We start from the raw sequence: 24,921 nt of genomic DNA, 5'->3' as shown, positions 1-24,921 counted from the left end.
CTCGTTCGCTGTCGAACGAAGAACATACTCACTCCCGCGGCGGTCCTGATTACGCCATCGGTGTGATGGCAATTCAGCCGATGGGTGCTGTCGCCTGCGGCCGATCGGGCCTAGGGTGGCAGTCCTCCTTCCGGACAGCCAAGGAGAGGAAATGGACGTCCCGGTCGCGCCCGGCCGTCGGATCCTGCTGGGACACACGCCGTCGTTGTTGCGGCAGCGGGTCGGTTTCACGTCTTCGTTGCGGGTGCACGGCGATATCGTGCGGCTCTTCCTGGGTCCGCTGGAGACGTATTTCCTGACGAGCCCGGAGTTGGTCAATCACGTTCTCGTCGCCGAGGGGTCGAGCTTCTCGAAAGGGATCATCTTCGATCGTTTCCGGCCGTTCATGGGAAACGGGCTCGTCATGTCGGAGGGTGCGTTCCACCTGCGGCAGCGCCGGTTGATGCAGCCGGCGTTCCACGGTGCCCGGCTCGCCGCGTACGCGGACACGATGGTGCGGGTCACCGGGGAGCTGACCGGGACCTGGCGGGCGGGCGAGGTCCGCCGGCTGGACGCGGACATGCAGCGGCTGGCCATCACGGTCGTCGGGGAGACGCTCTTCGCCACCGAACTGGGGCGGCGGGCGGTCGCGGAGGCACGCCGGTCGATCCCGGTGGTGCTGAAGGCGGGGATGATCCGGGCGCTGTCGCCGCGGTTCCTCGAACGAGTTCCGGTGATTCCGGCCAACCGGCGGTTCGACCGGGCCGTCGAGCGGCTCCGGCGGATCGTGCAGGAGGTTATCGTCGGGTGGCGTGCGGCGGGGGAGGATCACGGTGATCTGCTGTCCATGCTGATGCTGGCCCGGGATCCCGGCACCGGTGAGGGGATGACCGACGATCAGGTCTACGACGAGGTGATCACGCTGCTGACGGCGGGCAGTGAGACCAGTGCGGTCGCGCTGACGTGGCTCTTCCACGAGCTGGCCCGGCACCCGGAGGTCGGGCGGCGGGCGCGGGCGGAGGTGGACGCGGTGCTGGCCGGCCGTGCGGCCACTTTCGGCGACGTGGCGAAGCTGGCGTACCTGCGCCGGATCGTCAGCGAGGTTTTGCGGATGTATCCGATTTGGATCCTCATGCGGCGAGCCCTGCGGGACGTCGAACTCGGCGGGGTGCGGCTGCCCGCCGGTACGGAGGTCATGTTCAGTCCGTTTTCGCTGCACTTCGATCCGCGGTTCCACGAAGCTCCGGAGCGGTTCGATCCCGATCGCTGGTTGCCCGAGCGGGCGGCGCGCATTCCGAAGGGTGCGTATGTCCCGTTCGGCGCGGGTGGGCGGCAATGCATCGGGCAGGCTTTCGCGCACACCGAGATCACTTTGGTGGCGGCGTCGGTGCTGGCCGGGTGGGAGTTGTTCCCGGTGCCGGGGGTGCCGGTGCGCCTGTCGGTCACTTCGGCGGCTTATCCGGACCGGATGCCGATGACCGTGGTTCCGCGGCGGGCGGCTTGAGCGGCACCGGAAATCGATCACCTTTGTGGTGATCGGCTTTTTGATCGACGCAGTTTCTTGATCTGCATGGCTTTCTTGATCGTTTTGTTCGGTACTGTTCTCTTTCGGAGGTAATTTTCCGTGTTCGGATTCCGTGGTGGGATGAAGCGCGTCGCCGGGCGTCGGCGGCGGGCCACCGTGCTCGTGCTGGTGGCGCTCGGCTTCCTGGTGGTGCCGGTGTCCGCCAGGGCGGAGGGTGCAAGCTGCCGGGAGCTGTACTTCCCGGTGACGCTCGTGGCGCTCCCGCAGACGATGCACGGCACCCTGTGTGTGCCGGCCGGTGGCGCGGGCACGGTGCAGGTGCTGATTCCCGGCGGTACGTACAACAGTTCCTACTGGGACATCGGGTACCAGCCGGAGGTCCGGTCCTACCGGCTGGCGATGAACAACGCCGGGTACGCCACGTTGGCGCTCGACCGGCTGGGTACCGGGGGCAGCACGACGCCGCCGAGTGCGGTGCTGACGACGATCACCGAAGCCGCCGTGGTGCACCAGGTGATCCAGGCCGTCCGGTCGGGTGCGCAGGGGCCGCGCTTCGGCAAGGTGATCCTCGCGGGGCATTCGTTCGGCTCCGGTACCGCCAGCATCGAGGCGGCGACGTTCCACGACGTCGACGCCGTGCTCGTGACCGGGCTGGCCCACCGGTTGAACCTCACCGGGACGGCGGCGGTCTTCGCTGCCACCTACCCGGCTTTGCTCGATCCGCGGTTCGCCGCCGCCGGGTATGACCCGGGGTATCTGACGACGCTGCCGGGTACCCGGTACTCGATCTTCCATTCGCCCGGGCCGAAGGTGGACGGGGCGATCGCCTTCGACGAGGCGACTAAGGACACCTCGGCGTACGAGCAGGCGGCCGACCTGTTCCCGATCGGCATCATCGCGCCGTACTCGCTGCTGATCGACCGGCCGGTGATGATCGTGCTGGGCCAGGACACGGTCTTCTGCGGGCTGCTGGCGACCAACTGTTCGTCCGCGGTCGGGATCAAGACTTCGGAGACGCCGTATTACGGTGCCGGGGTGGACCTGACGACGTATGCGCTGCCGGGTTACGGGCACGCGATCAACTACGCGCCCAACGCGCCCGACTACTTCCGGGCCGTGATCGACTGGGCGAACCGCAAGGTCGGCCGCTGAGGCACTCGCCGGGGCACGGGCGTCGACCTCGAAAGTTTCGCATTCCCGCCCCTGTGTAAATTTCACGGCTCGGTTGTCCTTTGTGGACCACCGGCAGGCCTTTGAGGAGGCAAAGTGCCCCGGCGCGGGTGCGGGAACACCGCGCCCCGCCCGGGTGGATTGACAATTCCGCTCCCGGAAGTCCAGTCTTGCCCGACGCATGTTAGCGATAACAGTTGTCGTCTTGCTCATGCGCATACCGATCTGGCCGTCCAACGGCGGGTAGCTGACCGGGAGAAGGTCGTCATGAACAGAAGAAGTTTCAGCCGCGGGAGCCGGCACCTGATCGCCGTGCTCGCCGCCGCGGCGACGGTCGCGGTGACGGCGTTGTTCGGGGCCGGTGCGGCCCAGGCCGACGTCACCGGCGCCCTGCGCGGCGTCGGTTCGGGTCGCTGCCTGGACGTCGTGAACGCCAGTCAGACCGACGGCACCGGCGTGCAGATCTACGACTGCTCGGGCGGGGCCGGTCAGCAGTGGACGTCGACGGCCAGTGGCCAGCTGACGGTGTTCGGCGGCAAGTGCCTGGACGTCGCCGGCAGTGGGACCACCGCCGGCACCAAGGTGCAGATCTGGACCTGTCACGGCGGCGCCAACCAGCAGTGGCGGGTGAACGCCGACGGCACGGTGGTGGGCGTGCAGTCCGGGCTCTGCCTGGACGTCACCGGCGCCGCGACGGCCAACGGCACCGCGGTGGCGCTGTGGACGTGCCACGGCGGGACCAACCAGCAGTGGACGGGCCTGTCGGGCACGCCGACGACCACGACCACCACGACGACCGGGGGGAACACCAGCTGCACCCTGCCCTCGTCCTACCACTGGTCCTCGTCCGGTGCGCTGGCGCAGCCGAAGAACGGGTGGCTCTCGCTCAAGGACTTCACCAACGTCGTCTACAACGGCAAGCACCTGGTCTACGGCTCGACGGTCAACTCGTCGGGCTCCTACGGCTCGATGGCGTTCAGCCCCTTCACGAACTGGTCCGACATGGCCTCGGCCGGGCAGAACGGGATGAACTCCGGCACCGTCGCCCCGACGCTGTTCTACTTCGCGCCGAAGAACATCTGGGTGCTGGCGTACCAGTGGGGTGCGTGGCCGTTCATCTACCGCACGTCGAGCGACCCGACCAACCCCAACGGGTGGTCCTCGCCGCAGCCGCTGTTCACGGGCAGCATCTCCGGCTCCGGCACCGGCCCGATCGACCAGACGCTGATCGCCGACGGCTCGAACATGTACCTGTTCTTCGCCGGTGACAACGGCAAGATCTACCGGGCCAGCATGCCGATCGGGAACTTCCCGGGCAGCTTCGGGTCGTCGTACACGACGGTCATGAGCGACTCGCAGGCCAACCTGTTCGAGGCGGTCGAGGTCTACAAGGTCCAGGGCCAGAACCAGTACCTGATGATCGTCGAGGCGATGGGCTCGGGCGGCCGCTACTTCCGCTCGTTCACCTCCAGCAGCCTCGGCGGTTCGTGGACCCCGCAGGCGGCCAGCGAGAGCAACCCGTTCGCGGGCAAGGCCAACAGCGGTGCGACGTGGACGAACGACATCAGCCACGGCGACCTGGTCCGCACCAACCCCGACCAGACCAAGACGATCGACCCCTGCAACCTGCAGCTGCTCTACCAGGGCAAGGACCCGTCGGCCGGCGGCGACTACAACCGGCTTCCGTGGCGGCCGGGCCTGCTGACGCTGCGGCGTTGATCGCCTGAACGACTGTCGAGAAGAGGGGCCCCGGCCGACCACGGCCGGGGCCCCTCTTCGTCCTGCGGGCCCTTTCGCGCCGAATTCACCGGGAATTGCAATGCTTTTGGTGACACCCGGACGGGTTGAAAAGGTTTATGGGAAATCGGTGGGGTTCGGGGTCGTGTTCACTCGTCAAGGCGATCATGATCTTGTTCCGGTGGCAGCTTCGCCGAGCCGTCGGTTAGCGTGATCCCGGCCCGGGAAACGGCGCGCCACAAGCGCTTCGCCGACCGGCTTCCCCGAAGGCGTCCGATCAGCGGATCCGAAGAGCCTTCATTTTCGATCACGGCAGGGTTGGCTGCTGAACCGGAGAAGGACATGTCATTCGGCAATGGCGCGACGACGAATCCGCGCTCGCGGCGGCCCCGCACCGGGCGCGCCGGCGGGGTGCTGGCGGTGCTGTTCCTGGCGCTGGCCTCGGCCTGCCCGGTCGCGCACGCCTACCCGCCGCGGGTGCAGGTGTTCGTGGCGAACAGCGGTTCGGACAACGTCACCGTGTACGACACCCGGATGCAGGAGGTGGTCGCCACCGTCCGGGTCGGCCGGTCGCCGGTGGGCGTGGGCGCGGCACCCGGCGGGGATCGGGTCTACGTCACCAACGAGCTCTCCGACACCGTTTCGGTGATCGACGCCCGCACGTACTCCACCCTGGCCACGGTTCCGGTGGGCCTGCACCCGTTCGGTGTCGCGGTGGCCGGCTCCCACGCCTACGTGACGAACTTCGGGGCCGACACCGTTTCCGTGATCGACACCACGACGAACAAGGTCGTGCGGCAGATCGCGGTGGGCCGGTTCCCGCACACCCCGGCGGCCGGTCCGGACGGGCGCCGGGTGTACGTGACCAACAACGGCGCGGCCACCGTTTCGGTCATCGACGTCGCGTCCGACCAGGTCGTGGCCACGCTGCCGGTGGGCCGCTTCCCGGCCGGGATCGCGACCAGCCCGGCGGGCGACCGCGTCTACGTGGCGGCGACCGGCGCGAACAGCGTCAACGCCATCAGCGCCGCCGGCCCGACGCTGATGACCACGCAACCGGTGGGGGAGGTGCCGATGGGGGTCGCGGTCACCCCGCGCGGTCAGGTCTACGTCGCCAACGCCGGTTCGGACACGGTGTCCCTGCTGGGCCGGAACCCGCCGGTGACGATCCCGGTCCAGGACGAGCCCGAAGGCGTGGCGGCGGCGCCCGACAGCAGCTACGTCTTCGTCACGAACTCGGCGTCGGGCTCGATGTCGGTGATCGACATCGCGACGAACGCGGTCGTCGCGACCGTGCCCGTCGGCAGCGAACCGGAGGGCCTCGCCGTGACGTCCTGACCCCGGTTCACGCCGGGTGGCGGGACGGCGGGGCCGAGTAGGTCACGGTCGTGCCACCGCGCACGCAGGTCGCCGCCGAGACGGCCGGCGCGACCGACGGCGCCACGACGTCGGGACCGCACTCCGGTGGCGGCGGGGCGTCGTTCCCCGCCGAGGCGAATCCCACCACCGCGGCCACCGCCGCCGCCACGACCAGCACGCCGGCCCCGGCCCACGCGAGGCCGCGCACCGGCCGCACCGGCGTATCCGGCGGCGAGACCCGCGGGCGGACCACCTCGGTGATCTCGGTGACCTCGATCGCGAACGGCTCCGACCGCTCCGTGCGGAAACCCTCTTCGTCGGCGAGGAACCGGTCGTACACGGCGAGGGCGGTGGTCCTCGTCCGGGTCAACGCGGCCGCGGCCGGCGCGGGATCGCCGTCCGGGCACAGGAATCCGTGCAGCAGCACGAGCGGGCGACCGTATTCGTCCCGCGGTTCGCCGCGGGCTTCCGCCGCGGTCACGGTGTGCTCGGCCCAGACGAGCACACCGTGCGGCGTCGCCGCGGCGCGCGAGGGCACGTCGTCCAGCGGCGTCGCCGTGGCTTCGAGGAATCCGTGCTCCCGCAGGAAGCCGGGGACCAGCAGGGCCGAGTAGCCGCGCCGCCGTCCGCGGGCGATCAGGAACGGCCACGCCCGGCCCGTCACCAGTCACCCCAGCGGTCGCCGCCGAGGCGGGAGACGGGCAGTTTCGCCTCGAGCACCGCGACCTGCCGCTGCAGCTCGCCGACCACGCGCCGGCGGGCCTGGACGTAGTGCTCCGCCAGCCGGTCGGCCTCGCCGAGCCGGGCCAGCCGGGCGCCGCGGTCGGCCGCGTCGTCGTGCGGGGGCAACGTGTCGAGCAGCAGCATCAGGCCGGACTGGGCGATCACGCCCGCGCCGATCGCCGACGCCAGCACCCGTGCCGCGTGGGCCGTGAAGTAGCTGCCGAGCGTCCGCAGCGCCTCGGCCGGGCCCATCCGCAGCCGCCGTTGCGCGGCCGCGAGCAGCTCCGCGCGGGTCGCCCGGTCGAGGGCGAGTTCGGTCTGGCGCAGGATGTCGGGCACCACCACCGACAACGCGGCTTCGACGTTCCCGGGCCGGAACCGGCCGTCGGGCTTCTTCCGGACCGTGCCACCGGAGAAGACGGCGAAGTCGTGCCCGACCGCGGTCACCGGGATCAGCCGCACGACCCGCCGGGCGCTGTGCACCTTGACCAGGTCGGCGAACCCGGGCGTCGCCATCAGCCGGTCGCGGACGATCCGCAGCCGCTCGTTCTCGTCCGGGTGCAGGTGGTCGAGCAGGTCCCACTTGGTGATGACGAAGACGATCGGGCTGCGCACCGGCAGCATCGCGTTGATCATCGCGTCGAGGGACGCCTCGAGCATCAGCTCGCCACGCTGGTCGCCCTGTTCGGCCTGCAGCAGGCGGAAGCCGTCGATGATGCCGACCAGCGCGTCGGCACCGGCGATCGCCTCCAGCAGCGTCGCCTGCGCGGTCGACCCCGGCGCGTCCGGGTCGGTCAGCAGCTCACCCGGGTATTCGAGGTAGCCGAGCTTGACGACGGGTTCGGCCGCCCCGCCGACGTCGGCCATCACGCTGAACTCGAATTCGCGCAGTTCACCGCGGGTCGTGCCGCGCGGCCACTCTTCGTGGACGTCGGCGGCCTTGCGGTACCACCGGTTCAGCTCGATCAGCTGCTCGTGCGGCACCCGCAGGTAGAAGCCGCGGTCGCCCGGGACCTGCAGCCGCCGGTAGATCCCGGTCAGCAGCAGCGTCTTGCCCGAGCCCTGCAGCCCGAGCGTCACGATCCGGAACGTGGGCACCCCACCCGGCGGTCCGGCCAGCAGCGCCGCGGGCCGCTGCGCGCGCCGGCGGCGGCGCATGAGCAGCAGGACGACCACCAGTGTCAGCGCGAGAACGATCAGCGCGAGGCTCACGGTTTCTCCCCTTCCCTCACCGACTCGGAGACGCGAGCAGTCCCGGAAATACGCCGGGTTCCGGGACGAGGCGCGGGTGTATCTCCCCCGGCGCTTCCGGACTCTGACCGGCACAGCTCCCACAGCGGAAGGACCGACCATGCCGGATTCGCAGACCTACCACGCCCGCGCCGACGCCGAACGCGCCCGGCTGCTGACGGGCACCACGTCGCCGTTCACCATCACCGTCCGGTTCGCCGGTGGACTGACCCGGGTACAGCAGGACGCCTTTGCCGCGGCCGCCGACCGGTGGGCGACGGTGATCGTCGGCGACCTGCCGGACGTCGTCCTCGACGGGGAACCGATCGACGACGTGCTGATCGTCGCGAAGGGCGCCGACATCGACGGGGTCGGCCACATCCTCGGCCAGGCGCACATCACCCACGTGCGGCCGGCCGGCCCCGAGCGGTGGGCCCTGCTGCCGGTGCGGGGCGAGATGACGTTCGACAAGGCCGACCTGGTCAAGATGGAAGCGACCGGCATCCTCGGCGACGTCATCACCCACGAGATGGGCCACGTCCTCGGCGTCGGCTCGCTCTGGGGCCCCAAGGGACTGCTGGTCGGCAAGGGCACCAGCGATCCGGCGTTCACCGGGCCGGCGGCGATGGCCGAGTATCACAAGCTGCGCGGCTCCGGCGACCTGGTGCGGGTGCCGGTGGAGGACACCGGCGGGCCGGGGACCCGGGACGTGCACTGGCGGGAGCGCACCTTCGGCAACGAGCTGATGACCGGTTTCGTCGGCCACGCCCCGAATCCGCTCAGCCGGATCACCGCCGCCTCCCTCGGCGACCTCGGCTACCAGGTCGACGTCGACGCGGCGGACTCCTACGAGCTGCCCGCCGCCGAGGTGGCGCTGACGGCCGCGGGCGTGGCGGTGCACGCCCTGGCGGTCACGCCGGCTCCGGTGGAGCTTCCCCGGCAGGCCGTGCGCGGCTGACCGCTCGAGATTCGTGGCCGGTTCCGCGGTGGCGGAACCGGCCACGCGTGCTTCAACAGCTCGAATGCATCTTCAGGTGGGCGATGTCGTCCCACAGGGTCTTGTCGAAGCCGGAGGAGGCAGGCCACCGCTTGATACACCGGTGTGAATGCGCTCCCGGGTCACGGCGGTTGGTTCTGGAACTGGAACTGGACGCGCACCGAGTCGTCCAGGGGGACGATGATCGTCGAATTGCTCGCCGACCACTTGTCGGCCACCAGGAACATCCGGTCCTTGCCGTGGATGAGCAGGCGCAGGTGCCGGTACCGGTAGTGGAACGTCTGTCCTTCGGAGGCCGGGAGTTTCGTTTCCTGGACGCCGGGACTCCGCAGGAACAGGCTTTCTTTGGTGTCGAGGATGACGCTCGGCAGTTCGTCGAGGCGATTCGCCCGGTCCATCGCGAGTCCCCGGCCCGACCACTGCGCCAGTGTGGCGGTCATCCAGAACGCGCTGACGGCGACGACGAGGTACACGAACGCCGTCGAGGTCCGGCGCAGCGGTGTCGCGGGCGCCGGGGACCGGAGGAGCCGGCCGACGGCCGCCCCGGAGCCGAACAGCGTGCTGCCCGCCGCGATCAACAGCGGGGTCATCAGCCCGTAGGGCCGCCAGTCACGCAGGAACGGGTATCCGAGGAGCAGCAGGAGACCGCTGGTCAGGGCGGCCAGCCCGGCCACCTGCCCGCCGCGGCCGAGCCGGCGCATCCGGCGGACCGTCCGGGCGGCGGCCTCGGGGTGGATGCGCCGCCGGACGGCGGCGTGCACCGCGACCGAGCCGGCCCCGGCCGCGGCGTACACCAGCAACGGCGTCAACAGCGGCTGCGGGCTGCGCATGATGTAGTCCTGCGTGCCCAGCCCGATCGTGTCGACGTCGACACCGAAGTATTCGTACTGCGAACGCGCCGAGACGTAGCCGAAGTAGAACAGCAGCGCGCTGAGCAGCGTCAGCGGCGGGATGACGGCCTTGCCCGCCTCGACGAGGCGTTCGAGCCGGCCCGACGGGGTGCTGTCCTCGGCCACCGCGTCACCGGCTCGAGCTCGGCGGGGCCTCGGTCGCCGGCGATTCCGGCTCGGTGGCCGTCTCCGGCCGGGACAAGCCGATCGCTCCCGGGTTCATCCGGGCCGTCAGCTCCCGGCACGAGCTCTCCTGCCCGGGCGGGCAGGTGAACCCGCCGGTGAACTTCAGCTGTGCGCCCTGCGCGGTCCCGGGTCCGGTGACCTCGACCGAACAGTGGTCCTTGCCGGTGTGGAAGGTGAACGAGGCGCAGCTGGGCAGGCGGCCGCACTTGCCGCCCACGTGGAAGCCGGTCGGCGGGTCGGCCTGGATCCGGCTGACCTTGACGCCGCCCGCGGGCAGCGTTTCCGGCTGCAGCCAGCTCGCGTCCGCACACAGTTTTTCGTGACCGGCGGGGTTGGCGTTCCCGCCGATCGGCAGTTCGGGGATCGAGATCGCGACCCCGTGGTCACCCGTTCGGGGGCTCTCCGGACCGGTCGGTTCGGTGCCGGGGTTCGAAGGTGGAGTTTCGGCGGTGGTGGCATCGGCGGTGGTGGTGTTCTGGTCGGTGCTGCGCGGCGCATCGGGGCCGGCCGGGGTCGAGCAGCCGGCCACCCCCAGGGTCAGCGCCACGATCGCCAGGGCGGGCCGGCGCGTTCGGAACAGGTTCATCGGGTTTCCTCCTCGGCGTGCAGAGCAGCCGGAGAGGACGGTGATACACGGGCCCGCGTCGGCGATCGCGCTGCCGGCGGACCGGTTCGGCCGCCGGGGAGAGTGAGCCGGCCCTCCCACGCTTGACCTTGACACTGTGACAAGGTCTTCACTGCGTGGAGGAGGTGATCCCGATGAACCCGGCCCACACGGACGCCCAGAACCACGACCGCTTGCTCGCCGCGCTCGGCGGCGGGAACTCGTCCACACGTCTGCAGGCCGCGCTCGCGGCAGGCACGCGTGCCGACCCGGCTCTCACCGACGCCCTCGTCGCCCGGTGCGCGATCGAGCCGGACTTCTTCGTGCGCGACATGCTCACGTGGGCGTTGACCCGGCTCCCGGCGGAGACCACGGTGCCCGTGCTGCTCGCCCAGCTCGGCTCCGGGCGAGCCCAGGCCCGGAGCCAGGCACTGCACACGCTGTCCAAGATCGGCGACCGGACGACGTGGCCCGCCATCACCAGGTCGTTGCTGCACGACGCCGACGACGAGGTCGCGCGCAGCGCGTGGCGTGCCGCCGTCGTGCTGGTGCCCGCCGGAGAGCGGCCGGCGCTGGCCGCCGAACTGGCCGGGCAGCTCGGCCGCGGCGACCGGACCGTGCAGCTGAGCCTCAGCCGCGCGCTCGTCGCCCTCGGTGCGGAGTGCGAACCGGCCCTGCAGGCAGGACTGGCCAGTGCCGACCCGGCGGTGCGGGCACACGCCCGCGCCACCGAACGGCTGCTGCACGACCCCGACGCCGGTTTCGACCTGGCCGTCGACGAGGCGGACCGGATCGTCGCGCTCGGCCCGGAGCGGACCGGGGGCGCCGGGTGCTGATCGGCGAGGTGGCCCGCCGCTGCGGGGTGAGCACCCGCATGCTCCGGCACTACGAGTCCCTCGGGCTGGTGCGGCCGACCGGGCGCACCGTGGGTGGCTACCGCGAGTACTCCGCGGCGGACATCCGCCGGATCTTCCACGTCGAAGGCCTGCGGTCGCTCGGCATGTCGCTGCGGCAGATCGGCCGCGCTCTGGAGGATCCGGCCTTCACCCCGGCCGCCATGGTCGGCGACCTCGTCCGGCGGACCGAAGACCGGCTGCACCGGGAGCGGGAACTGCTCGAGCGCCTCCGGGCGATCGACGCCTCGGCGCCGTCGGGCTGGCAGGACGTCCTGCGCGTGGTCGAGCTCCTGCGCGGCCTCGGCTCGCCCAGTGCCGCCCGCCGGCAGCAGGCGGTCCTGGCGCCGGCCGAGGACGCGCCCGTTCCCGTCGACCCGCTGGCCAAGGCGATCCTCGCCGAAGCCGATCCGTACGTCGCCGGGGCTCTGCGGTGGGCCCTCGCCCGGGCGGGTGGTGACGGGGTCGGCAGCGTCGCGGCCGGCCTGCGTTCCGGCGACGCCGAGACCCGGCGGCGCGCGCTGCGGGCGATCGCCGAGCTGCCCGGCGCCGAGGCGGACGCGGTGCTCACCGAGGCGCTCGGCGACCCCGACCCGGCAGTGCGCCGGCTCGCCGCGCTGGCCTCGGGCCGGCGCGGCGCGATGGCCGCCGTGCCGGTACTGGCCGGCATGGTGGTCGAAGGCACGAACGACGTCGAGGCGGCCGAGGTGCTGGGCACGCTGTCGCTCGACGACGGGCACGCGGACCGGATCACCGAAGTGCTGGCCGGCGAGCTCGCCGCGCACCCCGGGGATTCCGCGGTGCGGATCCGCCTGGCCCAGGCGCTGACCGAGCTGCCGGGAAGCGCCGCCCGCGATGTCCTGCGGCAACTGGGCCGCGACGAGGACCACGCCGTCGCCCGCGTCGCCTCGGCGCTCCTGGAAGCACTCGAAGCGTCCGGCGGCTGAGCGCGCTGCCGGATCGGCTCTAGCGGCGCCGGCGGGCAGGACGATCGCGCCCATCCGGATCGCCTGCGGGGCAACTGCCGGTCACGCCGGAGACAGCTCAGCCGGCGAGCTCCGCCAGGTAGTGGAACCGCCGCTGGCTGAGCACCAGCGCGTCGTCGGAAAGGGTGAACACGTCGGCGAAGTCGAACTCCGCGCGGCCGGTGCCCGGGTCGCGAGCGAGGCGGCGGCCGGTCACCACGACGCTGTCGGCCGCGGCGATGATCTTGTACAGCTCGTGCAACGCCGGCGGGGCCGCGCGGGCGGCTTCCGCCGCTGCTTCGCGCCCGTACGCCGGCGCCGCGCCGACTCCGCGGATCTGCACGTTCTCGTCCAGCAACGACGCGTAGCCGTCGAACTCGCCCGTGTCGAGGTACCGGTAGAGCAGCCGTACGTGATCGACGCCGCACGGCGTGGTCGCCGCGCTGGCGGTCAGGCTGGGGAGGTCACCGACCATGATCGCTCCTTGGGGACGGTGCTGTCGGCATCGACTTTGGCGGATTCGCGCATTCCGCCGCAATCACGGCGCTATCACCGGCGGCACGGCCACGTCCGCTGCGGCAGTCGGGCGATATGCCGGTGCAGAGATGGTCGTGTGTGACACCACCCCCTACATTCGAACATCGGGGGTCGCCAGACCGGTCTGTCCGGGACAGAGCCGACGAGGGCGCTGGGGTACGAACACGACGAGGATGGCAGTGACGACAACCGAGACGGCCGACGCAACGCTGCGCATCCTCGGTCCGATCGAAGTGGAAGGGCCCACGGGGGCGGTCCACGTCCCACCCGGCCGCCAGCAGGCGGTGCTGGCGTTCCTGCTGATGGAGGCCAACCAGGTCGTCAGCATCGACAGCCTGGTGGACGCGCTGTGGGAGGAAAACCCGCCGGACACGGCGCGGACGCAGGTGCAGATCTGCGTGTCCCGGTTGCGCCGCAACCTGACCGACGGTGGGGTCGGCGTCACCATCGAGACGCGGCCGCCGGGCTACCGGCTGCGGGTCGAGCCCCGGCGGATCGACGCCCAGGTCTTCACCGGGCTGGTCGCCCGGGCCCGCACGCTGATCAAGGAGGGCCGGGCGGCCCAGGCGGCGGCGACGTTGCGCGCGGCCGTCGCGCTCTGGCGCGGCCCGTGCCTGAGCGGGCTCTCCAGTCCCACGCTGCGCACGCGGGCGCTGCGCCTGGACGAGGATCACCTCACCGCGACCGAGGACTACCTCGAACTGGAACTCGGGCTCGGCAAGCACCGCCAGGTGGTCGGCGAGACGGCCCGGCTGGTGCGCGAGCACCCGCTGCGGGAGCGGTTGCGGGCGCTGCTGATGGTCGCGCTCTACCGCTCCGGCCGCCAAGCCGAGGCGCTCGAGACCTACCGCGTCGGCCGCGACCTGCTGATCGACGAGCTCGGCCTGGAACCGGGGCCGGACCTGCGGGGCCTGGAGGCGGCGATCCTGGCGGGTGCGCCCGAGCTGCGCTACCACCCGCCGGAACCCGAAGGGGACACCCCGGAGCCCGCGACGCCGCGGGTCCGGGTGCCCCGCCAGCTGCCCGCCGCCACCGCGGACTTCGTCGGACACGACGATGTCCTCGCCGAAGCGACCGGCATCCTGACCCGCGGCCCGGACAGCACGGCGCTGGGTGTGCTGGTGGTCGTCGGGCGGCCGGGCGTCGGCAAGAGCACGGTGGCGGCGCTGCTCGGGCACCGGCTGGGCGAGCAGCACTTCCCGGACGGGCAGCTCTACTGCGACCTGCGCGGCACCCGCGCCGAACCCAGCGGCGCGGCCGAGGTGATCGGCCGGTTCCTGGTGGCCCTCGGCATCCCGGGCCCGATGTTGCCCGAGGGCCTCGCGGGGCGCGCCGACATGTACCGCACCCTGCTCGCCGACCGGCGGGTGCTGGTCGTGCTCGACGACGCGGTCAGCGAACAGCAGGTGCTGCCGCTGCTGCCCGGCAACCCGCGCTGCGCGGTGCTCGTCACCAGCCGTTCGCGGCTCGCCGGCGTGCCGGGCGCCCGCCGCGTCGAGCTGGACGTGCTGCGCCCCGAAGAATCGCTGGAGCTGATCGGCCGGGTGATCGGCCACGACCGCACCGACCGGGAGCGGGAAGCGGCCGGTGCCTTGGTGCGCACCGTCGGCGGGCTTCCGCTGGCGCTGCGGATCATCGCGGCCCGGCTCGCCGCTCGTCCACATTGGACACTCGCGTCCATGGTGCAGCGGCTGGCCAGCGAGCGCCACCGCCTCGACGAGCTCGCGCACGGCGAGATGACCATCCGCGCGAGCCTGTCGCTGACCCACGACGGGCTGGACCCGCGCTCGCGCCGGCTGTTCGGGCTGCTGAGCCTGCCGGAGGCGCCGTCGCTGTCCGGGTGGGTGGCGGGCGCCGCGCTCGACGACGACCGCCGCCACCCCTCGGACCTGCTGGAACCGTTGGTGGACGTGCAGATGCTCGACGTCGCCGGGATGGGCCCCGGCGGCGAGTTCGCCTACCGGTACCAGGACATGGTGCGGTTGTTCGCGCGGGAGAAGCTCGCCGAGGTCGAGGCGAACGGCCGCGCGGCCGCGCTGGACCGGGTGCTCGGCGGCTGGCTGGCGCTGGCCGAGGACGCGCACCGGCGGATCTACGGCGGCGACTACACGGTCGTGCACGGGCGGGCGCCCCGCTGGCGGCCGGACCCCGACCACGTCGAGCAGCTGCTCGCCGATCCGCTCGGCTGGCTGGCCGACGAACAGGAGAACCTGTGCGCCGCGGTCCTGCAGGCCGCCGCGGCAGGACTGGACGAACTGGCCTGGGACCTCGCCGTCACGTCGGCCACGTTGTTCGAGGCCCGCGGGCTGCTGGACGACTGGGAACGCACGCACACCGCCGCGTTGACCGCCACCCGCGCGGCCGGCAACACCCGGGGCACCGCGGTGCTGCTCAGTTCACTCGGCACGCAGCACCTCACGACCGGCCGGGCGGCCCGCGCCCACGAGCTGCTGACCGAGGCCCTGGCGCTGTTCGTCGAGCTCGGCGAACCCGTCGGCCTGGGGCTGTGCCGCCGCGACCTGGCGTTGCTGGCCCGGCGCACCGGGGACGAAGACCTGGCGATGGAGCTGTACTCGCGGTCGCTGCGGGACTTCGACCGCGCCGGCGACGTGGTCGGCCGGGCGACCGTGCTCACCCAGCGGGCGCACGTGCTGGCGCGGCGGCACCGGATCGAGGCCGCGCAAGGAGATCTGGCCGAGGCGCTCGGCATCTATCGCGAACTGAAGTACGCGGGCGGCATCACGCACGCCATGCGCCGGGTCGGTCAGGTGCAGTCGCGCGCGGGGGAGCACGACGCCGCGGTCGGAACGCTGTCGGAGGTGCTGGCCATGGTCCGCGACAGCCGCGACGTGATCGGCGAAGGCCACCTGCTGCACAACCTCGGCGAGGTGTGCGCCGCCGCGGGCCGCCTGGATGCTGCTCGCGGGTACTTCGAACAAGCGCTCGCGGTGCGCGAGACGATCATGGACCACCAGGGCATGGCCGCCGTGCGCGCGGACCTCGCGGTGGTGCTGGGGCGGCTCGGCCGGCCCGTCGGCACCGGGCCGCTGCCCGGCGAGGCGGTCACGGGGTTCGCCGAGCTCGCCGTGGCGGAGACGGATTCCGGCGCCGGTCGCTGAGAGCCGCGTCCCGAGCTCAGTCCCACGGGTTGCCGTCGGTCGGCAGGTCCTGGGCGATCCGGACGACCTGGGTCTGCTGACCGGTGCCGGCCGCGGCGTGGCCGGCACCCGGGTGCATCGAACCGGCCGCGATGGCGAACGCCGCGGCGGCGAGAGCGGCGGTGGTGGCGATGCGGGCGGTGAGCGTGCGGGCCATGACCGAACCTCCGTGATCGGGGATTTCCGGGGTTTTCCCGGCGACGAGATGAACGTTATGGACGCCTCGAATCCCGGCGCTATCTCGCCCTTATCCCCGCCCTTGCCCGCCTCCGAGCTGCGGAAATCCCGTCGGCACGACCGTTTCGGCCGGACTTTTGCCCTGGCTTAACCCAGCGATAACGCGGGGATAGCGGAATGCCGCGAGATGGTCTCACCGGTCTGGTGGCCCTGCCGTTTCCCGGGCCTTGGAAGGGGAGAGAATGAAGTTTCGCATCCTGGGGGATCTGAAGGTCGAGGGGGCCGGCGGGCCGTTGTCCCTGACCTCGCACCGGCAACGGGCGGCGGTCGTGATGCTGGTGCTGGCGGCCAACCGCGAGGTGGCCGTCGAGCGGCTGGCCCAGGCCATCTGGGACGAGTCGCCGCCGCCGACCGCGCGCGACCAGATCCAGATCTGCGTGTCGATGCTGCGCAAGCGGTTCGGCCAGGAGGGCGTGGCCGCCTCCATCGTCACCGGGCCGGTGGGCTACGCGCTCGAAGTCGATCCCGCCGAAGTCGACCTGCTGGTCTTCGAGAACCTGGTCGCCGCCGCCCGCCGGGCACTCGACGCCGGGCAGCCCGAGCAGGCGGAACGCGACTTCCACGCCGCGGTCGGCATGTGGCCGGCGACGGGGAACCCGCCCGGCGGAAGCCAGGTGCTCGACGCCGTGGCCGTGCGGATGGCCGAGCAGCGGCTGACGGCGATCGAGGAGTGGGCCGCGGTCCGCCTCGACGTCGGCGAGCCGGACGGCCTGGTCCCGGTTCTGCTGGACCTGGTCGCGCTGCACCCGCTGCGGGAACGGTTGCGCGGCCTGCTGATGCGGGCGCTGCACCGCACCGGCCGCCGGGCCGAAGCCCTGGACACCTACCGCGCCGGGCGCGAGGTGCTCGTCGACGAGCTCGGCATCGAACCCGGTGAGGAACTGCGCCAGCTGCAGCAGCACATCATCGCCGACGAGCCGAAGCCGCGACGGCCGGCGCACCACCGGGTCCGGCTGTCCGCGTCGCGGTCCGGGCCGGCGCGCGACCCGGTCACCGGCCGGCCGGTGCGGTTGTCCGGCGAGGACAAGGCCCTGCTCGTGCTGGGGCTGCTGTCGGGTGCGCTCACCGTGGCGGAAGCGGCCCGCAAGTACCACCAGCCCGAACCGGACATCGAGCTGTGGCAACGGCAATTCCTCGACGGCGGCCGGGCCGGCCTGGCCGACACCGGCCCCCGGCGGGACCCGGAGCTGTCCGCCCGGGTGGCGGAACTGACCACCGCGCTCGGTGAGGCCCACATCGAGCTGCGGACGTGGAAACGCAGGGCTTTGACGGAAAACAACCCCTTGAAGGTGGCGACGTGAGCACGGATCCGGCTCTCCTGGAAGTTTCCCTCCGGTCCACGCTGACCGGCCTGATCGACGAGCAGACGGCCCGCACCCCGGAGGCCGTCGCCGTGGTGACCGCGGACGGCCCGCTGACCTACGCCGAGCTGGCCGGGCGCGTGCGGGCCCTGGCCGCGCACCTGCGGACGCTCGGCGTCGGGCCGGAGACCGTCGTGGGCATCTGCGCGGTGCGCGGCGCAGCCATGATCGTCGGCGTACTGGCGATCCTGCGCGCCGGCGGTGCCTACCTCCCGCTGGACCCGGAGTACCCGGCGGACCGGCTCTCCTACATGCTCGGCGACGCCCGAGCCGAGCTGCTGCTCGTGCACGAGCCGACCGCGGCCGCGGCCCGTGCCCTCGGCTGCGCCGCGACCGTCGACATCGACACCCCGCTCCCGGCCGCCGACGACGAGGCGCCGGCCGCGAAGCCGGACAACCTCGCCTACGTCATCTACACCTCGGGCTCGACCGGGCGGCCGAAGGGCGCCTGCCTCGCCCACGCCGGGGTGGTCAACCGGCTGCTGTGGATGCAGCGGGAGTACCCGATCGGCCCCGGCGACGCGGTGCTGCAGAAGACGCCGTTCAGCTTCGACGTGTCGGTGTGGGAGCTCTTCTGGGCCCTGATGACCGGCGCCCGGCTCGTCATGGCCGAGCCCGGCGGGCACCGCGACGCCGCGTACCTCGCCGCCACCATCCGCGAGCACGAGATCACCGTCGTGCACTTCGTGCCGTCGATGCTCGCGCAGTTCCTGCAGGAACCCGCGGTCCGCGGCATCACCAGCCTGCGCCACGTCGTGTGCAGCGGGGAGGCACTGCCCTCCGACGTCGCGCAGCGAGCGATGGAACTGCTGCCCGGCACCCTCGAAAACCTCTACGGCCCCACCGAAGCGTCGGTCGACGTGTCCTACCACCGGTGCGACCCGGTGGCCGACACCACCACCGTGCCGATCGGCCGCCCGGTCGCCAACACCGGGCTGCACGTGCTCACCGACGACTTCTCGGTGGCCGCCGACGGCGAAGCGGGCGAGCTCTACCTCGGCGGCATCCAGCTCGCCCGCGGCTACCACCGGCGCCCGGGCCTGACCGCGCAGCGCTTCGTACCCGACCCGTTCGGCTCGGGTGGGCGGCTCTACCGCACCGGCGACATCGCGACGCGGCGCCCGGACGGCGAAATCGAGTACCTCGGCCGCACCGACCACCAGGTCAAGATCAACGGGTTCCGGATCGAGCTCGACGAGATCGGCGTCGCGCTGCGCACCCACCCCGCCGTGCACGACGCCGTCGTGGTCGCACACACGACCCCGGCCGGGCACCAGCAGCTGCTCGGCTACCTCGTGCTCGCCGGCGACCGCGAGTGCCCCCGCCCGGCCGAGCTGCGCGAGTTCCTGAGCCGGACGCTGCCCGCGCACATGATCCCCGCGCGCTGCCTGACGATCGAGGAGATCCCGTTGAGCCTCAACGGGAAAATCGACCGCAAGCAGCTGCCCGCGCCCGACGACCGGGTCGCCGCACCGGACACCGCGGCGAGCACGGACGTCGAACGCACCCTGGTCGAGATCTGGCGCGGCGTGCTGGCCGGCGCCGGACCCGACGACGACTTCCTCGACCTCGGCGGCGACTCCATCGTCGCCCTCACCCTGGTCGCCCGGGCGCGCGCCGCCGGCCTGCGGATCACCGCCGAGCACATCCTGCGCCACCGCACGATCCGCGCGGTCGCCGGACTCGCCGAAGCGGTGACCGCGCCGGACGACTCCGGTGCGGCCGTGGCCGCGCCCGGTCGCGACGCCGGCGCCGTGGCCGCCATCGCGGCCCTCGACGACGTGGCCGACGTCTACCCGCTCACCCCGCTGCAGGCGGGGATGCTGTTCCACAGCCAGTACAACGACGACGCCACCGACTACTTCCAGCAGTCCGTGCTGCGGGTGAGCGGCCCGTTCGACCCCGGCGTGTTCGCCGCCGCCTGGCGGGACGTGGCGGGCCGCCACCCGGCGCTGCGCTCGCGGGTCGCCTGGGCCGGGCTCGACCGGCCGGTGCAGGTCGTCGAGCACGCCGTGCGCACGTCGGTCACGGTGGTCGAGGCGGCCGACCTCGACCGCGTGGTCGCCGAGGACCGGCAGGTGGGCTTCGACCCGGCCGCGGCGCCACCGCTGCGGCTGACCGCAGTGTGCCTCGGCGAGCGGGACTGGGCGGTCGTGCTCAGCCACCACCACCTCGTCCTCGACGGCTGGAGCATGGCGCTGGTCGTGCGGGAACTGGTGCAGCGCTACCGCGAGCACGCCCTGGGCGAGCCCGCGGAAGTCACCGCGGGGCCGGCGTTCCGCCGCTACGTCGACTGGATCGACCGGCAGGACCGGGAGCGGGCCGCGAGTTTCTGGCGCGACCGGTTGCGCGGGTCTGCGGGTCCGTCACCGCTGCCCGGGAACGCCGGGCACGACGACGCGCCCGGCGGCGTCGGCGAGATTCCGGTGCGCCTCGCCGGGGCGCGGGCCCTCGCCCTGCGTGACCGGGCCCGCGCCGAGGGCCTGACCCTGAACTCGGTGGTGCACGGCCTGTGGGGACTGCTGCTGGCACGCTACGGCGAGCGGCAGGACGTCGTGTTCGGCTCGACGTTCTCCGGCCGCCCGCCGGAACTGGCCGAGGTCGACACCACCGTCGGCCTGTTCATCACCACGCTGCCGGTGCGGCTGCCGGTGCCGCCCGGCGCAGAGCTGGCGCAGTGGCTGCGCGAGGTGCAGTGGAACCTGCTTCAGCTGCAGGACTACCAGCACTGCTCGCTGCCCGACATCCGGGCCTGGAGCGGCGTGCCCGCCGGCCAGGCGCTGTTCGACACGATCGTGATCGGGCAGAACCAGCCCGCCCCGCAGGCGCACGACCCGGCGACCGGGCTGTCGATCAGCTCGCACGACACCGTCACCAAGACCGGCTACCCGCTGGTGCTGCTGGTCGAGGAGCACGGCGAGCGAATCGAGCTGCTGCTGCGCTACCAGCGGTCCCGCTTCGACGAGGCCGCGGTGCGGCGCATCGCCGGGCACCTCGACGCGGCACTGGCCGCGTTCGCCGCCGATCCGGGCCGCCGGCTCGGCGACGTCGAGCTGATCACCGCCGAGGAGTCCGCTTCCTGGCCGGTCTTCGGGGCGCAGGTACCCGAACCCGTCGCCGGGGCCACGATCCACGGGCTCGTCGAGGCCACGGCGCACCGGGTGCCCGGCGCCGTCGCGGTCCGCGGGCGCGACCACGAGCTGACCTTCGCCGAGCTGAACACCCGCGCCAACCGGCTGGCCCACCACCTGCGCGAGCGCGGGGCCGGTCCCGAGACGCTGATCGGCGTCTGCGCACACCGCACGCCGGAGCTGCTGGTGTCGTTGCTGGCCGTGCTCAAGGCCGGCGGAGCGTACCTGCCGCTCGCCCCGGACAACCCCGCCGAGCGGCTCGCCACCATCATCGCCGACGCCGGCCTGCGCTACCTGATCGTCGACGACGACCTGCGCGAGCTGGTCGCCGGGTCCGGCGCCGAGCTGATCGCCCCCGGCAGCGGCACCGACGACCGCGATCCGGTGCCACTGTCCACTCCGGACAACCTGGCGTACGTGATCTACACGTCCGGGTCGACGGGCAAGCCCAAGGGCGTCGCGGTCACCCACCGCGGGGTGGTCAACCACCTGCGGTGGTGCCTCGCGCAGCTGCCGGAAGACGCGCGCGGCGGCGCGCCGGTCTTCTCCTCCTACGGCTTCGACCTCATCGTGCCGTCGCTGTACGCGCCGCTGCTCGCCGGGCAGCCGGTGCGGCTGCTGCCCGACGGGCTCGACGCCGGCGAACTCGCGGACCAGCTCGCCGAGGGCGCGCCGTACAGCTTCGTCAAGCTCACGCCCGGATTGCTGGAGCTGCTCGCCGAACACCTGTCCCCGGAACGCGCGGCCCGCCTCGCGCGGGTGCTGCTGGTCGGTGGCGAAGCGTTCCCCGACCGGGTGCGGGCACGCTGGCACCGCCTCGCGCCGGACACGGCGATCGTCAACCACTACGGCCCCACCGAGGTGTCGGTCGGCTGCTCGTCGTTCCGCACCGGAGCCGAGCCCGCCGGGACCACGCTCGTGCCCATCGGCCGCCCGCACCGGAACCAGAGCACCTACCTGCTCGACGAGCGGCTGCGGCCGGTGCCGGTCGGGGTGCCCGGCGAAATCTGCGTCGGTGGCGTCGGCAACGCCCGCGGTTACCTCGACCGGCCGGGCCTGACCGCCGGGAAGTTCGTGCCCGACCCCTTCCGGCCGGTGCCCGGCGCCCGGATGTACCGCACCGGCGACCGCGCGGTCCGGCTGCCGGGCGGGGACCTCCTGTTCCTCGGCCGGCGCGACGGGCAGGTCAAGATCCGCGGCTACCGGGTCGAACTCGGCGAGATCGAGCGCGCCCTGTCCGGGCACCCGGACCTGCGCGGGGTGGTGGTGACCGCGCCGGCCGACGACACCGGCCGGCAGCGCCTGATCGCCTACGTCGTGGCCGCCGCCCACGCCCCGGCCCCGGCCGAGCTGCGGTCCTGGCTCGGTGACCGGCTCCCGCCGTACCTGGTGCCGGCCACCTACCTGGTGCTCGACGAGCTGCCGCTGACCGCCAACGGCAAGGTCGACCGCACGGCGCTGCCGGTGCCGGAAGCGATCGACCGCGCGGTGCAACGGGAGTACGCGGCCCCGCGCGGCGACACCGAGCGGATGCTCGCCGAATGCTGGGCGCACGTGCTGCGGGTGGAGCGCGTCGGCGTGCACGACAACTTCTTCGAGCTCGGCGGCGACTCCATCATGACGCTGCAGGTCGTCGCGGGGGCCAGGCAGGCGGGCCTGCGGATCAGCCCGAAGCTGATCTTCCGGTACCCGACCGTCGCGCAGCTGGCCCCGCAGGCCACCCCGATCACCACCGCGACCCCGCACCGGGCCGCGGCGAAGACCGGCGAGTGGTTCCCGCTCGCGCCGATCCAGCGGGCGTTCGCCGAGCGGGACCTGCCGGACCACCACCACTACAACCAGTCGGTCGTGCTCACCCTCGACGACGCCGACCCCGGCCGGATGGCGGCCGCGCTGCGGGCCCTGGTGGCGCACAGCCCGGCGTTGCGCACCCGGTTCGACCTCGGGGCGCTCCGGCAGCGGGTGGTGGACCGCGAGGACGCGGACCTGCTGTGGTGCCGGGACTTCGCGAGCGCGGACGCCGGCGCGCTCACCGCCGCGGCCGACGCGGTCCAGTCCTCATTGGACATCGTCGCCGGACCGGTGGTGCGGGCCGGGCTGTTCCGCACCGGCGACGGGCCGGACCGGCTGCTGCTCGCGGTGCACCACCTCGTCGTGGACACCTTGTCGTGGCGTTCGCTGATCGAAGACCTGGCCGCGGCCTACGAAGGCACGCCGTTCGCCGCACCGACGTCGTCCTACCAGGACTGGATCGCCGCACTGGACACCCTCGACGTGGCCGCCGCCGGGCCCGGGGCGGTCCCGGCGTTGCCGGTGGACCACGACCACGGGCCCGACACCGTCGCCACGGCGGCGTCGGTGCACGTGCGGCTGTCCGAAGAGGACACCGAGCGGCTGCTGCGGGACGTGCCGCGGGTGCACCGCGTCCGGGCCGAGGACCTCGTCGTCACCGCCGCGGCGAAGACGCTGGCGCAGTGGTCCGGCGGCCCGGCGGTGCTCGACGTCGAACGCCACGGCCGCGACGGCGCCGCCGAGGACCTCGACCTCTCCCGCACCGTCGGCTGGTTCACCCAGGTGCTGCCCGTGCGGTTCGACGAGCCCGAACTGCACCACGTCAAGGAGGTGCTGCGCGGCCTGCCCGCCGTGGGCAGCACCGGCCCGGTCTCGCCGGTCGTGGTCAACTACCACGGCCGGGTGGATCGCTCGATCCCCGATGCCGGCCCGTTCACCGTGGCGGCGACGCCGCTGGGTGCCGAGAAGAGCGCGGCCTACCCGCGGCCCCGGCCGATCGAGATCGAGGCCGGCGTCCGCGACGGCGTCCTGCACGTCGAGTGGATCTACCCGGCCACCCGGCTGCGCGCGGACACCGTGCGGACCCTCGCCGAGGCGTTCCTCGCCCACCTGCGGGAGCTGACCGCGTACTGCGTCGCCAACCCGGGCGGGCACACGCCGTCGGACTTCCCGCTGACCCGGCTCACCCAGCGCGAGGTGGACCACCTGGCGGCGAGCGGCCCGGGCGGCTCGGCGCTCGAGGACGTCCACCCGCTCACCGCGATGCAGGAAGGACTGCTGTTCCACAGCCTGCTCGACCCCGACGACGACATGTACCTCGGCCGGCGGACCTACCGCCTCGACGGGCGGATCGACCTCGGCGCGTTCGCCCAAGCCTGGCGCGAGGTCGGCCGCCGGCACCCGATCCTGCGCAGCACGATCGTCTGGGACGGGCTGCAGGAGCCGGTCCAGGCCGTGTGGGCCGACGCCGGCATCCGGGTGACCGACGTGGTGCGCACCGGCGGGTTCGACCTCGCGGCGGCGCCGCCGATCGAGGTCGCGCTGCGGCCCGAGGGCGACAGTGTGCGCGTGGTGCTGAGCTACCACCACATCATCGTCGACGGGTGGAGCGTGTCCACTGTGGTCTCCGAGGTGATGGAGGTCTACCAGGCACTGCTGGAGGGCAGCACCGCCCGCCCGGCCCCCGCGCCGCCGTTCGGGCAGTTCGTGGCCTGGCTCGCGCGCTCGGACGCCGAGCAGACGCGCGGCTACTGGCGGCAGACCTTGGGCGACCTCACCGAGGCGACCCCGCTGCCGGTCAAGCCGCCGCAGGTGCCGGGCACCAGCTCGGCCACCGTCGACGTGGACCTGTCACCGGCGTTGCACGAGTCGGTGCGCGGGTTCCTCGCCCGGGCCGGCCTGACGCTGGCGACCCTGGCGCAGGGCGCGTGGGCGAGCGTGCTGGCCGAGCGCACCGGCCGGGACGACGTCGTGTTCGGTGCCACCGTGGCGATCCGGCCCGGCGAACTGGCCGACGTCGGCCGGATGGTCGGGCCGCTGATCACCACGCTCCCGGTCCGGGTCCGCCTGGCTCCGGCGCCGGACACCCGCGCCTGGCTGGCCGACCTGCAAGAGCGCCACGCCGAGCTGCGGGAACACGTGGCGAGCGCGCTCACGGACATCCACCGGCTGACCGCGGTGCCGGCCGGCGAGCAGTTGTTCGACACCATCCTCGTGGTGGAGAACTTCCCGCGGCCGGTCATCGCGGGCCCGCAGGCGTCGCTGACCGCCGTGCGGGAGTTCGAGCGCACCGGCTACCCGATCGTCCTCGGCGTGATCGACGCCGACCCGATCCGGGTGCAGGTGCTCTACGAGCAGGCCGACTGCGATCCGGCGTTCGCCCGCGACCTGGCCGAGGACACGGTCCGCGCGTTCGCGCGGTTGTGCCGGGCCTGACCACCCGCGACG

General features: G+C 72.6%; 16 protein-coding genes. 10 read left to right on the top strand and 6 right to left on the bottom strand.

What is annotated here, in order from left to right; all coding sequences use genetic code 11:
* The first annotated feature begins 151 nt into the window (after positions 1-151).
* The 4 genes from ISP_RS25110 (at position 152) to ISP_RS25095 (ending at position 5,749) form a co-directional block, all read left to right on the top strand.
* Entirely contained in the window at positions 152-1,483 is a 1,332-nt protein-coding gene (locus ISP_RS25110) for a cytochrome P450 (protein WP_013226651.1), read from the top strand.
* A gap of 141 nt (positions 1,484-1,624) precedes the next feature.
* On the top strand, positions 1,625-2,656 hold the full coding sequence (locus ISP_RS25105) for an alpha/beta hydrolase (protein ID WP_014467163.1): 1,032 nt from the start codon (positions 1,625-1,627) through the stop codon (positions 2,654-2,656).
* A 285-nt stretch (positions 2,657-2,941) separates the two neighbouring features.
* A complete protein-coding gene (locus ISP_RS25100) occupies positions 2,942-4,393 on the top strand; it encodes a non-reducing end alpha-L-arabinofuranosidase family hydrolase (RefSeq protein ID WP_013226649.1) in 1,452 nt (483 codons plus the stop codon).
* A gap of 360 nt (positions 4,394-4,753) precedes the next feature.
* A complete protein-coding gene (locus ISP_RS25095; protein WP_013226648.1) occupies positions 4,754-5,749 on the top strand; it encodes a beta-propeller fold lactonase family protein in 996 nt (331 codons plus the stop codon).
* 7 nt (positions 5,750-5,756) lie between these two features.
* Here the strand turns inward: ISP_RS25095 and ISP_RS25090 are convergent, their stop codons facing one another.
* Both ISP_RS25090 and ISP_RS25085 read right to left on the bottom strand, forming a co-directional pair.
* Positions 5,757-6,434, bottom strand: coding sequence for a hypothetical protein (locus tag ISP_RS25090; RefSeq protein WP_013226647.1), 678 nt, complete (start codon positions 6,432-6,434; stop codon positions 5,757-5,759).
* Positions 6,431-7,705 (bottom strand): P-loop NTPase family protein, encoded by a 1,275-nt coding sequence (locus ISP_RS25085; RefSeq protein WP_013226646.1) that lies wholly within the window; start codon positions 7,703-7,705, stop codon positions 6,431-6,433. Before ISP_RS25085 ends, ISP_RS25090 begins: the two co-directional genes overlap by 4 nt.
* A gap of 139 nt (positions 7,706-7,844) precedes the next feature.
* Here ISP_RS25085 and ISP_RS25080 point away from each other — a divergent pair, with 139 nt between their 5' ends.
* A complete protein-coding gene (locus ISP_RS25080) occupies positions 7,845-8,681 on the top strand; it encodes a leishmanolysin-related zinc metalloendopeptidase (RefSeq protein WP_013226645.1) in 837 nt (278 codons plus the stop codon).
* Between the two features lie 161 nt (positions 8,682-8,842).
* Here ISP_RS25080 and ISP_RS25075 read toward each other — a convergent pair whose 3' ends face one another.
* Together ISP_RS25075 and ISP_RS25070 are read right to left on the bottom strand one after the other, a co-directional pair.
* Positions 8,843-9,736: a hypothetical protein gene (locus ISP_RS25075; protein ID WP_013226644.1), complete on the bottom strand. Its 894-nt coding sequence runs from the start codon at positions 9,734-9,736 to the stop codon at positions 8,843-8,845.
* A gap of 4 nt (positions 9,737-9,740) precedes the next feature.
* The gene (locus ISP_RS25070) at positions 9,741-10,382 is read right to left on the bottom strand and encodes a hypothetical protein (RefSeq protein ID WP_013226643.1); all 642 of its coding nucleotides are present in this window, start codon (positions 10,380-10,382) and stop codon (positions 9,741-9,743) included.
* A 173-nt stretch (positions 10,383-10,555) separates the two neighbouring features.
* On the opposite strand from ISP_RS25070, the gene ISP_RS25065 reads away from it, so the two are divergent.
* Complete coding sequence (locus ISP_RS25065; RefSeq protein ID WP_176742149.1) at positions 10,556-11,236, top strand: HEAT repeat domain-containing protein; 681 nt, start codon at positions 10,556-10,558, stop codon at positions 11,234-11,236.
* Positions 11,230-12,240: a MerR family transcriptional regulator gene (locus tag ISP_RS25060; protein ID WP_013226641.1), complete on the top strand. Its 1,011-nt coding sequence runs from the start codon at positions 11,230-11,232 to the stop codon at positions 12,238-12,240. Before ISP_RS25065 ends, ISP_RS25060 begins: the two co-directional genes overlap by 7 nt.
* A 97-nt stretch (positions 12,241-12,337) precedes the next feature.
* Here ISP_RS25060 and ISP_RS25055 read toward each other — a convergent pair whose 3' ends face one another.
* Positions 12,338-12,733, bottom strand: a complete 396-nt coding sequence (locus ISP_RS25055; RefSeq protein ID WP_013226640.1) for a nuclear transport factor 2 family protein — start codon at positions 12,731-12,733, stop codon at positions 12,338-12,340.
* 241 nt (positions 12,734-12,974) lie between these two features.
* Between ISP_RS25055 and ISP_RS25050 the strand changes: the two genes are divergently transcribed.
* A complete protein-coding gene (locus ISP_RS25050) occupies positions 12,975-15,914 on the top strand; it encodes an AfsR/SARP family transcriptional regulator (protein WP_013226639.1) in 2,940 nt (979 codons plus the stop codon).
* A 16-nt stretch (positions 15,915-15,930) separates the two neighbouring features.
* On the opposite strand, the gene ISP_RS25045 is transcribed toward ISP_RS25050, so the two are convergent.
* Positions 15,931-16,110, bottom strand: a complete 180-nt coding sequence (locus ISP_RS25045) for a hypothetical protein (RefSeq protein ID WP_013226638.1) — start codon at positions 16,108-16,110, stop codon at positions 15,931-15,933.
* Between the two features lie 262 nt (positions 16,111-16,372).
* On the opposite strand from ISP_RS25045, the gene ISP_RS25040 reads away from it, so the two are divergent.
* A complete protein-coding gene (locus ISP_RS25040) occupies positions 16,373-17,491 on the top strand; it encodes an AfsR/SARP family transcriptional regulator (RefSeq protein ID WP_013226637.1) in 1,119 nt (372 codons plus the stop codon).
* Entirely contained in the window at positions 17,488-24,909 is a 7,422-nt protein-coding gene (locus ISP_RS25035; RefSeq protein WP_013226636.1) for a non-ribosomal peptide synthetase, read from the top strand. The genes ISP_RS25040 and ISP_RS25035 overlap by 4 nt, the downstream gene beginning before the upstream one ends.
* Positions 24,910-24,921: the final 12 nt, after the last annotated feature.

The sequence above is a fragment of the Amycolatopsis mediterranei genome (genome assembly GCF_026017845.1).
Classification (GTDB): Bacteria; Actinomycetota; Actinomycetes; order Mycobacteriales; family Pseudonocardiaceae; genus Amycolatopsis; species Amycolatopsis mediterranei.
The sequence above is the reverse complement of the archived record's forward strand: the minus strand, read 5'-3'. Positions and strand labels throughout refer to the sequence as shown.

Coding starts and splice junctions, on each gene's coding strand:
- ISP_RS25110 (WP_013226651.1), top strand. CDS start 152: ATGGACGTCCCGGTCGCGCCCGGCCGTCGGATCCTGCTGGGACACACG.
- ISP_RS25105 (WP_014467163.1), top strand. CDS start 1,625: ATGAAGCGCGTCGCCGGGCGTCGGCGGCGGGCCACCGTGCTCGTGCTG.
- ISP_RS25100 (WP_013226649.1), top strand. CDS start 2,942: ATGAACAGAAGAAGTTTCAGCCGCGGGAGCCGGCACCTGATCGCCGTG.
- ISP_RS25095 (WP_013226648.1), top strand. CDS start 4,754: ATGTCATTCGGCAATGGCGCGACGACGAATCCGCGCTCGCGGCGGCCC.
- ISP_RS25080 (WP_013226645.1), top strand. CDS start 7,845: ATGCCGGATTCGCAGACCTACCACGCCCGCGCCGACGCCGAACGCGCC.
- ISP_RS25070 (WP_013226643.1), bottom strand. CDS start 10,382: ATGAACCTGTTCCGAACGCGCCGGCCCGCCCTGGCGATCGTGGCGCTG.
- ISP_RS25065 (WP_176742149.1), top strand. CDS start 10,556: ATGAACCCGGCCCACACGGACGCCCAGAACCACGACCGCTTGCTCGCC.
- ISP_RS25055 (WP_013226640.1), bottom strand. CDS start 12,733: ATGGTCGGTGACCTCCCCAGCCTGACCGCCAGCGCGGCGACCACGCCG.
- ISP_RS25045 (WP_013226638.1), bottom strand. CDS start 16,110: ATGGCCCGCACGCTCACCGCCCGCATCGCCACCACCGCCGCTCTCGCC.
- ISP_RS25040 (WP_013226637.1), top strand. CDS start 16,373: ATGAAGTTTCGCATCCTGGGGGATCTGAAGGTCGAGGGGGCCGGCGGG.